The 12,301-nt window shown below is 60.6% G+C and carries 11 protein-coding genes; 6 read left to right on the top strand and 5 right to left on the bottom strand.

The features are described 5' to 3' along the window. Positions 1 to 176 precede the first annotated feature (176 nt). From ABH944_RS21940 to ABH944_RS21925, 4 genes are all read right to left on the bottom strand, one after another. The gene (locus ABH944_RS21940; RefSeq protein ID WP_404608469.1) at positions 177 to 1,178 is read right to left on the bottom strand and encodes an extracellular catalytic domain type 1 short-chain-length polyhydroxyalkanoate depolymerase; all 1,002 of its coding nucleotides are present in this window, start codon (positions 1,176 to 1,178) and stop codon (positions 177 to 179) included. A 43-nt stretch (positions 1,179 to 1,221) separates the two neighbouring features. Further along, positions 1,222 to 1,644 (bottom strand): CopG family transcriptional regulator, encoded by a 423-nt coding sequence (locus tag ABH944_RS21935; RefSeq protein WP_404608470.1) that lies wholly within the window; start codon positions 1,642 to 1,644, stop codon positions 1,222 to 1,224. A gap of 170 nt (positions 1,645 to 1,814) precedes the next feature. Next, positions 1,815 to 3,128 (bottom strand): MFS transporter, encoded by a 1,314-nt coding sequence (locus tag ABH944_RS21930; RefSeq protein ID WP_404608472.1) that lies wholly within the window; start codon positions 3,126 to 3,128, stop codon positions 1,815 to 1,817. A 156-nt stretch (positions 3,129 to 3,284) separates the two neighbouring features. After that, positions 3,285 to 4,016 (bottom strand): FadR/GntR family transcriptional regulator, encoded by a 732-nt coding sequence (locus ABH944_RS21925; protein WP_404608474.1) that lies wholly within the window; start codon positions 4,014 to 4,016, stop codon positions 3,285 to 3,287. A 164-nt stretch (positions 4,017 to 4,180) separates the two neighbouring features. On the opposite strand from ABH944_RS21925, the gene ABH944_RS21920 reads away from it, so the two are divergent. The 3 genes from ABH944_RS21920 (at position 4,181) to ABH944_RS21910 (ending at position 8,555) form a co-directional block, all read left to right on the top strand. Next, complete coding sequence (locus ABH944_RS21920; protein WP_404608475.1) at positions 4,181 to 5,482, top strand: MFS transporter; 1,302 nt, start codon at positions 4,181 to 4,183, stop codon at positions 5,480 to 5,482. A 162-nt stretch (positions 5,483 to 5,644) separates the two neighbouring features. Then, the gene (locus ABH944_RS21915) at positions 5,645 to 6,763 is read left to right on the top strand and encodes a 3-deoxy-7-phosphoheptulonate synthase (protein ID WP_404608476.1); all 1,119 of its coding nucleotides are present in this window, start codon (positions 5,645 to 5,647) and stop codon (positions 6,761 to 6,763) included. Positions 6,764 to 7,094: 331 nt separating this feature from the next. After that, positions 7,095 to 8,555, top strand: a complete 1,461-nt coding sequence (locus ABH944_RS21910; protein WP_404608477.1) for an amino acid permease — start codon at positions 7,095 to 7,097, stop codon at positions 8,553 to 8,555. A 136-nt stretch (positions 8,556 to 8,691) separates the two neighbouring features. On the opposite strand, the gene ABH944_RS21905 is transcribed toward ABH944_RS21910, so the two are convergent. Further along, the gene (locus tag ABH944_RS21905; RefSeq protein ID WP_031363642.1) at positions 8,692 to 8,895 is read right to left on the bottom strand and encodes a cold-shock protein; all 204 of its coding nucleotides are present in this window, start codon (positions 8,893 to 8,895) and stop codon (positions 8,692 to 8,694) included. A 253-nt stretch (positions 8,896 to 9,148) separates the two neighbouring features. Between ABH944_RS21905 and ABH944_RS21900 the strand changes: the two genes are divergently transcribed. From ABH944_RS21900 to ABH944_RS21890, 3 genes are read left to right on the top strand one after another with little or no spacing between them, the layout of a single operon-like run. Beyond that, positions 9,149 to 9,919, top strand: coding sequence for an SDR family oxidoreductase (locus ABH944_RS21900; protein WP_097268250.1), 771 nt, complete (start codon positions 9,149 to 9,151; stop codon positions 9,917 to 9,919). 52 nt (positions 9,920 to 9,971) lie between these two features. After that, positions 9,972 to 11,294: an MFS transporter gene (locus ABH944_RS21895; RefSeq protein ID WP_404608479.1), complete on the top strand. Its 1,323-nt coding sequence runs from the start codon at positions 9,972 to 9,974 to the stop codon at positions 11,292 to 11,294. Continuing rightward, positions 11,269 to 12,177 (top strand): IclR family transcriptional regulator, encoded by a 909-nt coding sequence (locus tag ABH944_RS21890; protein WP_404608481.1) that lies wholly within the window; start codon positions 11,269 to 11,271, stop codon positions 12,175 to 12,177. Before ABH944_RS21895 ends, ABH944_RS21890 begins: the two co-directional genes overlap by 26 nt. Positions 12,178 to 12,301: the final 124 nt, after the last annotated feature.

Here is a 12,301-nt window from a genome sequence, read left to right as displayed (position 1 = left end):
GCCCTTATGCTGGCCATGCTGCTGAACTCGGCCGCTCGCGTGTGACCCTGGCGACTAGACCCCCAGCTGAGAAAACTAATTGTTCAGGGCCGACTATTGAGTTGCACGATAAACGAAAGGGCCATTCATTGGCCCTTTCGTCTTGAATCCCCAGGTACTCTGTAATGCGTTACGGGTCAGTGTTGCAAAGGATGATCGAGGAAAAATCGCATCATGGCGGTGCTCGCATCAGGACCCGTTGAATCGGTGTACGAACCATTGGCGCTACCGCCCGCCCACGCGTGGGGAGCACCGTGGATAAGCCACAGCTCTGCATCAACGCCGCCCGCTGATTTCAGCCGTTCGACCGTGCTGGTACGCTTGCCCGCTTCGGTGCGGGGAGTCTCGTCGAATACGACAGCCTGAGCGTCGAAGCCGCGCAACAACTCCGCTGCATTGGATGGATGCACAGTTGCGTCGGCATCACCGTGAAACACGATCAGCGGTCGCTTGGGTGCTTCCGCTCGACGAACACGAGGTGATTTTCCGCCATGCATGGCCGCCAGTGCCGACTGCAGGTCATGCGCCGAACCCACGGCGAGCCCTGAATGCACGCACGCCGCGGCGTAAAGATCCGGATACGCCTGGACCATGATGGCGGCCATGGCCCCACCCGCCGACAAACCGGCCACGAATACCCGCGACGGGTCGACTGCCTGCTTCGACATCACTTCACGCGTGATGCCTGCAATCAACGCCGGCTCGCCGCTGTCGCGCCGTTGATCGGCGGGCTTGAACCAGTTCCAGCACTTCGATGCGTTCGCCCCCTGCGGCTGCACCGGATACACCACGATGCACCCGTCCCGCTCTGCCAGAGCGTTCATTTGCGTGCCTGCGGCGAAGTCATCGGCATCCTGCGTGCAGCCATGCAGCATCACCACCAGCGGCAAGGGCCGGCCGTTGTGATGCTTCGGCACGTAGAGCTTGTAGTTCCGATGACCGGCGGCGTTGCTGAACGTATGCGTCGTGAAGCTGCCCGGATACGTTACGACCGGTGCATCTGTATTCGTTTGGGGTGCCGGCTGAGCGTGCGCGCCAAGCGCACGCTGCAGTGCCGCTGTCGCTTCCTGCGGGCCGCGCGTGCGCAGCAGCTTCATTGCATCCTGCATTGAATGCAGGAATTCTTCGTTGAGTTTCATTGTCTTTCCCATTATTCCCTGCTTTTTCTTTCTTCAAGGATCACTAAGCAATCCGGTTGGCCAATGCGGCTTTCACCGCCGGCGAGGCGTGAAAAGCGCCGAGCACGACAATCGATGCGATCGTTTCGAGCGCCAGTTCGGGAGACACGTCGGCAGCGATGCTCGCGAGCCCCAACACCTGGATATCGAACCGCTCGCCCGCCTCTCGTGCCGCTTCAAGATCGCGCTTCGAAAAGTGCTGCATGCCCAGAACCAGCGCGCGCCGCGTCACCGTTTCGTTCAGGACCTGAGCGTGGGTCGCCAGTTGGTTGCGGATAGCCGTGCGAATCAGGTCCGTGCGGTTGGAATAAAACCCCTCTTCCACCAGCAGGTCGATCTGCCCCAAGTCAATCGGACCCAGGTTGATCGTGATCTTCTCCGTCTCACCGCCCTTTGGCCTGAGTACTTCAACTACTTTCTCGATCATCGAAAACCATCCAATTACCATCCAATGAGATGGTTATAGGCTGGTTTTTGGAGCACGTCAAGATTTTTCCCTGACAAAAGCCGGATGGAAGCTGGAGCGAAATCAAGACACAACTATCAGCAATGCATCATTTGCGAAATTTCGGGCAGCCAGAAAACTCGTCCGCGGCGCTAAACAACCCCTCCCCGCTCCGGCACCACCCTGCGCACCATGAACCAATAAAACAGCGCGGAGCATCCCGCAATCAACCCGCCTGAAATCAACGCAATTGAATACGAGCCAGTTTTATCGACGATAAACCCCGCCACCACGGGCGAGAACGCGCCGCCAAAATATCCGCCGAAGTTCTGGATCGCGCTGACGGAGGCGACCATCGACTTGGGCGCAACGTCCGACGCCAGCGCCCACGCCGCACCAATGATCGCTGCGAGGAACGCAAGACCCAGCGTCATCAGCGTGATGGTGAGACCGAGGGAATTGACGAAGGGGATCGCCACCGCTGACACCGCCGCGCCAATCGCGCAGATCACGATCCACATGCGCTTGGCGTCAATAGGCGTCGCCATTTCACGATCAACCATCTTCTTGGTCAGGTACCCCACGATGATTTCGCCCACCGCGCCGCCAATCCATGGAATGCTCGCGTAAATACCCAGTTGTACGAACGATATATGGAATCGATCGAGCAAATACAGCGGCAGGAACACGAGGAACAGGTTCCACAACCAGATTGCGCAGAAGTAGCCGAGGATCATGCCCCACACGCTGCGGTGCGTGAACAATCCGCGCCACTCGTGCGTTGAATTGCTGATCGACCGCTCGCGTCCGCCGCCGCCCGCTTCTATATAAGCGAACTCTTCCTTCGAAAGCCGCTTGCTCTGCTCGGGATTTCGATAAAGAAAAAGAAAAACAATAGCGAATGCAATGCCGACAGCCCCAGCCACATGAAAGAGGGAGCGCCATCCAAACGCGATCATCAACGCGACGAGCACAGCGGGCGCAAGCGCGGGCCCCCATTTTGACGATGAATCCCAGATGCCCGTGGCGAACCCCCGTTCCCTGGTCGGAAACCACGCGGCGGTGATCTTCGCCGAGGTCGGCCAGCACGGCGCTTCGCCCACCGCCAGCAACGCGCGCATCACGAGCAGCGCGCTGACCGATCCGACCACGCCGGTCATGTAGGTCGCGACACTCCACCAGATCATTGCAACCGCGTAGGCCTTCTTCGCGCCGAAGCGGTCGATGACCCAGCCCGCTGGTAATTGCATGACCGCGTAGGTCCACGCGAACACGGTGCCGAGCAAGCCGATCTGCGTGCGTGAAAGCCCGAGTTCGCGAATCATTTCCGGTGCGGCGATGGAAAGACTCGCCCGGTCGATGTAATTGATGATGCCGCCCGCCACCAGCCATATCAGCACGGTCCAGCGAAAATTCATGCCGGCGCCGGCTGCTACTCCGGCTGGAGATACGAGCTTGTCAGCCACATCCGTCTCCTCGTCTTCGCGAATGAACGCCTTTTCACAGGCTTTTAATGGTCACACTATATTTCGCGTTCGATGTTATCGGTAACAGAGTAAACCCGAGTTAGTCAGGAAATAGTCTTACTATATCTCCCACTGATTGGTTAAATTGAATCGCCATCAAGCGTGGCGCGCACCACCGCGTTCGTCGAGCACGCTGTCCGCATCAACGCGCGCGCTTTCGAGCTGCACCAGACTGGCCTGCCGCGCGCCCAACGGATCGCGGCTTTGAATGGCCGTCAGGATCGCCTTGTGCCTCGGCAAGGAGAGCGCTTGGGTATCGGGATGACGACTGGTCAGGCGGATGGATTCGGACAACGCCAGCGACAGCATATTGCCGATGTACGCAAGCATGTCGTTGTGCGTGGCGGCCATGATCGCGCGATGAAACTCCAGGTCGGGCTCGAGCAATTCCGGCGCGGTTGCGGCGGCTTCCATGCGCTCGTAAGCGGCCTCGATCCGTGCGAGGTCGTCACTGCTGCCGCTGGTCGCCGCGAGCGCTGCAGCAGCAGGTTCAATGATGCGCCGCACGGTGAGCAGCGACCGGAAGAATTCGCCTTCGGGCACGCTGCTGAGCGTCCAGTAGAGCACGTCGGGATCGAGCATGTGCCAGTCGGCGCGCGGCCTGACGACGCTGCCCACCCGCGGCTTCGACACCACGAGCCCCTTGGCGACCAGCACGCGTGTCGCCTCCCTCAATACGGGGCGGCTCACGCCGTAGGTCTCGCACAGCAGCACTTCGGCGGGCAACCGTTCACCGGGCGCAACCTTGCCCCCGACGATATCCATGCCGAGATCCTGCACGATGCGCCCGTGCATGCTTTTGCCTTGCCGGAGATGTCGATAGTCCATGTTCAGTGAAAGAAAGCCTCAGTCCTGACCGACGTACGCATAGCATAAGCACGGCGACGAAAAGTCCAAAATAGTATGACTAAATTGCGGGTATACGCGCCCGGATTGTTATCGAGACAAGGTTTAGTATTACTTTAATTAAAAAGGATACCGGAGACGAAATCTTGAATCGCGAAACACGCGTCATCAGGCTGATGACGACAAAGCTCATCCCGTTTCTCATTCTGCTCTATCTGGTCGCCTACATTGACCGCTCCACGCTCGGCTTCGCCAAGCTGCAGATGAACGCGGATGCCGGCATTGGCGATGCAGCGTACGGTCTCGGCGCGGGCCTGTTTTTCATCGGCTATTTCCTGTGCGAAGTGCCGAGCAACGTCTTCCTCGTGCGCTTCGGCGCGCGCCGCTGGTTCGCGCGCATCCTGAGCACGTGGGGCGCCATCACTGTAGCCATGTCGCTCATCAACGGGCCGGTGAGCTTCTACGTGCTGCGTTTCCTGCTTGGTGCGGCCGAAGCGGGTTTTTATCCGGGCGTGGTGTTCTACCTGAGCCAGTGGTTTCCGGCGCGGCATCGCGGGCGCATATTCGGTTTGTTCCTGTTGTCCCAGCCCTTCGCGCTGATCGTGACGGGGCCGCTCGCCGGCGGCTTGCTAGGCATGGAAGGCGTGGCGGGATTGCACGGCTGGCAGTGGCTGTTCATCCTGACCGGCTTGCCAGCCATCTTGCTGGCATGGCCGACGCTGCGTTTTTTCACCGATACCCCCGCCGACGCGAAATGGCTCTCCACTGAAGACCGCGCGTGGCTGCAAGCCGAACTCGGCCAGGAGCACCGCACCGGCGCGCGGGTCGAGCATGCAAACCCGTTGCGCGCGTTAAAGGACGTGCGCGTGTTGCTGCTCGCGCTCTACTTCCTGCCCTATCCGCTCGCCATCTACGGTCTGTCGATGTGGCTGCCCACCATCATCAAGGGCTTTGGAGTGAGCAACCTGACAACCGGCTTTCTCTCCGCGATTCCGTACGTGTTCGCCGTCGCCGGGTTGCTGACCGTGCCGCGTCATTCCGATAAAACCGACGAACGCCTGGTCCACATTGCGTGCAGCGCCCTGCTGGGTGCGGCGGGCTTGTTCGTCTCGGCGGCGGCGCAGTCGCCGGTCGTGCAACTCGGCGCGCTGTGCTTCACCGCGTTCGGGCTGTACGCGGCGCAACCGATCTTCTGGACGCTGCCCAGCCGCTTTCTGGCGGGGCCCGCAGCGGCCGCGGGCATTGCGCTGATCAATTCGATCGGCAACCTGGGCGGTTATATCGGCCCGTTCGCGGTCGGCGCGATCAAGCAACACACCGGCAATCTCGCCGATGGTCTCTACTTCCTCGCCGGCGGCGTGTTCGTACTGGCCGTGCTGCTGACAATCGTGGTCAAGGTGATGATCGAGCCGCGTTCAGGTCCCGGCGGGAACGCGCTGGCGGAATAAAGATCCGGGTGACCCATTGTTTCACTCGCGCTCGTGGACCCATTGGATTTTGTAAATCCAACCACGGGCACGAGCAACCGGCTTCAGTCTTGGCTGCGTCCCAAAGCACGGCTCAAATGCGATAATCCGGGTCTGTCACCTTGTTTTCCGGAGAATCATCCAATGAGCCGCCTCGACAACCCGTTTCACGACCAGGAGGCCGGCCGTGCCGACTCGACGCAAGACACTACCCGCATCGACGACGTCCGCATCGGTGCCGTCCGTCCGCTGATTTCCCCTGCGCTGCTGCAAGACGACCTGCCCGTGCCGCTCGCCGTGCAGGCGCTGGTTGAAAAAAGCCGCGTTGAAATAGCCGACATTCTTCACGGCCGCAACGACCGTCTGGTTGTTGTCGTCGGACCGTGCTCGATTCACGACCATGACCAGGCGCTTGAATACGCCCATCTCCTGAAGGCCGCCGCTGACGAACTGCGCGACGACCTGCTGATCGTGATGCGCGTGTACTTCGAAAAACCCCGCACCACGGTGGGCTGGAAGGGTTATATCAACGACCCGCTTCTGGACGGCACCTTCCGGATCAACGAAGGCCTGCGCCGTGCACGCCAACTACTGCTCGAGATCAGCGGCATCGGCTTGCCAACGGGGACCGAGTTTCTGGACCTGCTGAGCCCGCAGTACATCGCGGACCTGATTGCATGGGGTGCTATCGGCGCGCGTACGACCGAGAGTCAGAGCCATCGGCAACTGGCGTCCGGGCTTAGCTGCCCTATCGGTTTCAAGAACGGCACCGACGGCGGCGTGCAGATCGCAGCGGACGCAATCGTCGCGGCGCAAGCAAGCCACGCGTTCATGGGCATGACCAAGATGGGCATGGCCGCCATCTTCGAAACCCGCGGCAATGCAGACGCGCACGTGATCCTGCGCGGCGGCAAGAAGGGGCCGAACTACGATAGCGAAGGGGTCGCCGCCGCCTGCGCTGCACTCAAGGACGTGGGCCTTCGTGAGCAGGTGATGATCGATTGCTCGCATGCGAACTCGGGCAAGTCGCATCTGCGTCAGATCGAGGTGGGTCAGGACATCGCGCGGCAACTCAGCGGCGGCGACTCACGCATTATCGGCGTGATGATCGAAAGTCATCTGGAAGAAGGCCGGCAAGATCTGAAGCCCGGTGTAGCACTGCGCCGCGGCGTCTCCATTACCGATGCCTGCCTCGCGTGGACACAAACCGAACCGGTCTTGCAGACGCTTGCTGCTGCAGTACGTGAGCGCCGCAAGCACTGATACCGATTCAATACGAAGCTCCGGGCGCTTCGTTGAACGTTGCATTGCCGCAAACCTGTTGCGTGCTCACGCGTTTGTTCAATCCTCCTCTGTAGCACTGTGCATGCCACGCTGATCTTGCACCCCGAGCGGTGCGAGATCAGGGCATTGCATAGCTTCACTTTGAATTTCATTAGGCATAGACTAAATCCGTCAGCGTCGCTCACTCGGTGAAGTGAGCCGGCGTGAGTCGTCTTGCATCAAGCGTTTTTCGTAGTGACTCGCCAAGTTGATCCGGGCAATACGTCCGCGCCAACTAGTGCCCACCAACGTACAACCGAGGCGACACATCATGGCTGACACGAGTTACATGGCGCGTAAATCCGTTGCGGATATAGTCAAGAGTGCTGATGGCGGCGAGCGCCCGCTAGCGAAGACGCTGGGCGCACTCAGCATTACGGCAATGGGCATTGGCGCCATCATCGGCGCCGGCATCTTCGTGCTGACAGGCACCGCCGCCGCGCAGTTCGCGGGACCGGCCATCATCCTGTCGTTCATTCTGGGCGGTATTGCGTGCGCGTTTGTCGGGCTGTGTTATTCCGAGCTCGCGGCCATGCTGCCCGTTTGCGGCAGCAGCTACACCTACACGTACGCCACGCTGGGCGAGGTGTTTGCGTGGATCATCGGCTGGGACCTGATCCTCGAGTACGCCATGGGCGCGTCCACCGTTGCGGTCGGTTGGTCGGGCTATATCGTCAGCCTGCTCCATAACGTGGGCATCTCCATTCCACCCCGGCTGGCGGCGGCTCCCGGCACCATGGTGAAGCTTGCCGACGGAACATCCGTGGCGGGCATGGTCAACCTGCCGGCTGTCTTCATCATCGCGATCCTCACGTTGATGCTGGTGATGGGGACCAAGGAGTCGGCGCGGCTCAATAACGTCATGGTCGCGATCAAGCTGTTTGTCGTGGTCGCGTTTCTCGCGCTGGGCGTGTTCTTCGTGCATCCCGCGAACTGGCATCCGTTCATCCCGGCGAACACGGGCGAGTTCGGCAACTTCGGCATGAGCGGAATCCTGCGCGGCTCCGCGGTCGTGTTCTTTGCGTTCATCGGTTTCGATGCGGTATCGACCTGTGCCCAGGAAGCCAGGAAACCGCAACGCGACATGCCGGTCGGCATTCTCGGCTCACTGGTGATCTGTACGGTCCTGTACATCGCGGTGGCGGGGGTGCTCACCGGACTCGTGCCTTATGGGGAATTGAACGTACCCGATCCTATTGCGAGGGGCGTGGACGTAATCGGCCTCACGTGGTTCTCGATCCTGATCAAGATCGGCGCGCTGACCGGCCTGACAACCGTGATCCTTGTGCTGTTGTACGGACAGAGCCGCATCTTCTTCACGATGTCGCAGGATGGCTTGCTGCCCGGATTGTTCGCGCAGGTTCATCCGCGCCTGAAGACGCCTCACCTCAGCCAGACCATGATTGGCTTGGTCGTCGCTGTTGTCGCGGCCTTCACGCCAATCAGCGTGCTGGGCGAGATGGTGAGCATTGGCACGCTGTTCGCCTTTGTCCTGGTGTGCGGCGCGGTGATCTACCTGCGGCGCAGCGACTCCGGTGCGAACCGGCCGTTTCGCGTCCCGGGCGTGCCGGTCGTGCCCATTCTCGGCATCCTGTTTTGCGTGCTCCTGATGACCGGCCTGCCGCTCGTTACGTGGGTGCGGCTAGTGGTCTGGCTGGTGATCGGGCTCGTGATCTACTTCTCGTATGGACGCAATAACTCGCGGCTGCGGCATCCGGAGCGGCACGCGTGATAGCCATGCAGCCCGCGTCGCGCGGCAACAGCTTGGGGCTGGGTCGGACACCCGCGCTTCGCACGACGCTGACCAGCAGGTACTAGGTACTGGCCTGCGGGATTCAAAAGCAATTCAAACGGGACCCGGAGGGGTTTCAGGCAGGCTGGATGTTCGACGCCTGCTTGCCTTTCGGGCCCTGGCCAATATCGAAACTCACCTTCTGGTTCTCGAGCAATGACTTGAAACCTTCAGTCTTGATCTCCGAGAAATGGGCGAACAGCTCTTCGCTGCCGTCATCGGGGGTGATGAAACCAAAACCCTTTGCATCGCTGAACCACTTTACTCGTCCGGTCGGCATGGCCGTCTCCTGGCTGGAAAAAGGGGAACGGTATCACGCGCGACCGTTTTCGCTCGCGCGGCTTTTTTGCCCGCGCGCCGGCGGACCACCCACCCCTGCCGTCGGCCAGCGCGGAAACCCCTCCGGAAGCCCGTCCACGCGCCTCTCAGCGTTTACCTTTACTTATAAAAGTTCTTTTCATATGTGAAAATTGAACGCGAAACCCATGCGGGGAACCGCATCGACGGGATCCACAACCGAACAAGGAGCATCAATGGTCAAGCGTGTCGAAGGCAAAAACATCGTGGTGACGGCTGCCGGAAAAGGCATTGGACGGGCTTCCGCGCTGATGCTGGCGGCCGAAGGCGCTCACGTCTGGGCAACCGATATCGACGAAAGCGCACTCGCCGAACTAGCCCGCGACGCTGGCGCCGGCTCCACCTTGCGCACTGCACGGCTGAACGTGCTGGATTCCGCCGATGTCGACGCGTTCGCCGCCACAACCGGCCCGCTCGACGTGCTGTTCAATTGCGCCGGTTACGTCCACGACGGCAACATCCTCAAGTGCACGGACAAGGACTGGGATTTCAGCTTCGACCTGAACGTCAAGGCCATGTACCGGACCATTCGCGCGTTCCTCCCCGCGATGATCGAGGCGGGCAAAGGGGCATCGATCATTAACATGGCCTCGGCGGCGTCAAGCGTGAAAGGCGTGCCCAACCGCTTTGTTTACGGCGCCTCGAAGGCGGCCGTAATCGGTTTGACGAAGTCTGTTGCGGCGGATTTCGTGGGCCAGGCTATCCGATGCAACGCGATTTGCCCCGGCACGATCGAATCGCCGTCGCTGCGTGGGCGGATTGCCAGCCAGGCGGCGGCGTCGCATCTTGACGAAGAACAGGTCCGCGCCGCGTTCGTCGCGCGTCAGCCTATTGGCCGTGTCGGGCGCGCGGAAGAAGTCGCGGCGCTGGTGACTTACCTCGCTTCCGACGAATCCGCGTTCACCACCGGCGCGATCCACATGATCGACGGCGGCTGGTCGAATTGATCCTGATTGATTCGTATAGTTCAAGAATATAAAAACACAAGAGGAGACCTCCATGTCAGGATCGATTCCGCTCGCCGCGAGCCCGGAAGCCGCTGCCGCGCTTGAAGAAAATGCGTATAGAAAGGCGGTGTGGCGCATCGTGCCGTTGCTGATCGTCTGCTTTATTTTTGCTTACTTCGATCGCGTCAACATCAGCTTCGCCAAGCTGCAGATGCAGGGTGACCTGGGACTCTCCAACGCCGCGTACGGCTTTGGCGCCAGCATCTTCTTCGTGGGCTATTTCATCTTCGAAATCCCCAGCAACCTGATCTTGAGCCGGGTAGGTGCGCGTGTCTGGATCGCCCGCATCATGATCTCGTGGGGCATTGCCTCTGCCGCGATGATGTTCGTCACATCGGAGACGTGGTTCTACGTGCTGCGCTTCGTGATTGGCGCGACAGAAGCGGGTTTCCTGCCGGGCATCATCCTGTACTTCACGTACTGGTTTCCGTCCAAGCGACGAGCGCGTATCAATGCGCTATTCATGACGTCGATCTCCATCTCGGGCGTGATCGGCGGCCCCTTGTCGGGCTTCATCATGACGCGCTTCGCCGGTCTCGGCGGATTGGCGGGCTGGCAGTGGCTGTTCCTGCTCGAAGGTTTGCCGACCGCCCTGCTCGGCCTGCTGGTGCTCGCCATGCTCGACGACCGCATTGCCAGCGCGAAATGGCTCAGCGCTGAAGAGAAAGCCGTGCTGCAAGCCAACCTGGATCGCGAGGATCACGGCACGTCGCACAAATTCATCGACGCCATGCGCCAGCCCGGCACGCTGCTGCTCTCGCTGATCTATCTTTTCATGCTGATGGGACTCTACGGGCTGACGTTCTGGATGCCGCAACTGATCAAGAACACCGGTATCACCAGCCCGATGACCATCGGCCTGCTCACTGCCATTCCCTATGCCGCCGCGGGCATCGGCATGGTCGCGCTGGGCAGGAGCTCGGACCGGCGCGGCGAACGGCGCTGGCACCTCGGGCTGGCGGTCGGCGTGGGCGGTATCGGTTATATGCTGAGTGCATATTTCGCTCATGACACCACGCTTGCCATGATCTCGCTCGTGATTGCGGCGGTGGGTGCAATCGGTTGCCTGCCGGTGTTCTGGACCTTGCCGCCTGCGTTCCTGAGCGGCACGGCAGCGGCCGGCGGCATTGCGTTGATCAACTCCATCGGCAACCTGGGCGGCATCATCAGCCCGTATCTGGTAGGCAAGGTAGTCGATATCACCGGCGTGCCCTCCGGTGGCTTGTACGCCATTGCGGCGGTCCTGATCCTGGCGGCCCTGCTGATTCTCTTCGGCTTGCCCGAGCGCATTGCCAACCGCGATCAAGCACTTTGACCGCCTCGCTCAGCTTGACGGCAACGCGCTCTTTTCCGCTCACTACATTGCCATGAATACAGTCCTGAAACCCTCCAGGAACGCATCCGGCGAGAACGCCGACAGCCCGCGCTACGCCGCGCCCGCCCTCGAAAAAGGACTCGATATTCTCGACGTGCTCGTGGACACGGCCGAGGGTTACACGCTCAACGAACTGTCAGTGAAACTCGGCCGCACCGTGAGTGAAATCTTTCGCATGGTCGTGACGCTCGAGCGCCGCGGTTATGTGCAGGGTGATCACAACGACCGTTACACGCTGACGCTCAAGCTCTTCGAGATGGCGCACCGGCAACAGCCCATCCGGTCGCTGACCGCCATGGCGCTGCCACTGTTGCGCGATCTCGCGAATGCAACGCGGCAGTCGTGCCATTTATCGATCTACAACAGCGGCCGCGTCGCGGTCATCGCGCAAGTCGACAGCCCCGAGCGATGGTCCTTCGGCTTGAAAGTCGGCGCGGTAATGGGCCTCACCGACACCTCGTCAGGCCACGTGCTGCTCGCGTTTCGCGACATTGCCGAACGGGAGCGGATGCTCGCCGCGCATAGGCGCGTGGAAGGCGAGAACGACGTGGAGCCGGCGGTCCTGCTTGCGTTGCTCGACGAGATTCGCGCGACCGGGCATGAGATCGTGCCCAGCCGGCAGATGCGCGGGGTGACCAACATGGCCTTTCCCGTGATTGGAAGCAGTGGCGACGCCATTGCCGCGGTCAACGTGCCGTATCTCGAGCGCATTGATAAAAAGATCAATCCGGAGTTCGACGAAGTGTGCAGGATGGTCGGCGAGATGGCCGGCCGCTTGTCCGCGCTCATGGGGTTCAGCGGTTACAACCTCGAAGGCGAATAGATCGTTTTTGCCTTGGGCACGAGCGCTTGAATGCCCCGGCATTCGAGCGCTCATTCTTAAGCGTTTGCATAGAAAAAAATAGAAAATAAATCGAGCGGGTTTTATCGCCATTTAATCGCGTTGA

This window comes from Caballeronia udeis (assembly GCF_044909315.1).
GTDB lineage: Bacteria > Pseudomonadota > Gammaproteobacteria > Burkholderiales > Burkholderiaceae > Caballeronia > Caballeronia udeis_A.
Note: the sequence above shows the minus strand (reverse complement) of the source record. Positions and strands in the feature narration are given on the sequence as shown.

Excerpts from the sequence above, each read along its gene's own strand:
- ABH944_RS21935 (WP_404608470.1), bottom strand. The coding sequence starts at position 1,644 with ATGATCGAGAAAGTAGTTGAAGTACTCAGGCCAAAGGGCGGTGAGACG.
- ABH944_RS21910 (WP_404608477.1), top strand. The coding sequence starts at position 7,095 with ATGGCTGACACGAGTTACATGGCGCGTAAATCCGTTGCGGATATAGTC.
- ABH944_RS21940 (WP_404608469.1), bottom strand. The coding sequence starts at position 1,178 with ATGAAACTCAACGAAGAATTCCTGCATTCAATGCAGGATGCAATGAAG.
- ABH944_RS21925 (WP_404608474.1), bottom strand. The coding sequence starts at position 4,016 with ATGGACTATCGACATCTCCGGCAAGGCAAAAGCATGCACGGGCGCATC.
- ABH944_RS21900 (WP_097268250.1), top strand. The coding sequence starts at position 9,149 with ATGGTCAAGCGTGTCGAAGGCAAAAACATCGTGGTGACGGCTGCCGGA.
- ABH944_RS21905 (WP_031363642.1), bottom strand. The coding sequence starts at position 8,895 with ATGCCGACCGGACGAGTAAAGTGGTTCAGCGATGCAAAGGGTTTTGGT.
- ABH944_RS21895 (WP_404608479.1), top strand. The coding sequence starts at position 9,972 with ATGTCAGGATCGATTCCGCTCGCCGCGAGCCCGGAAGCCGCTGCCGCG.
- ABH944_RS21915 (WP_404608476.1), top strand. The coding sequence starts at position 5,645 with ATGAGCCGCCTCGACAACCCGTTTCACGACCAGGAGGCCGGCCGTGCC.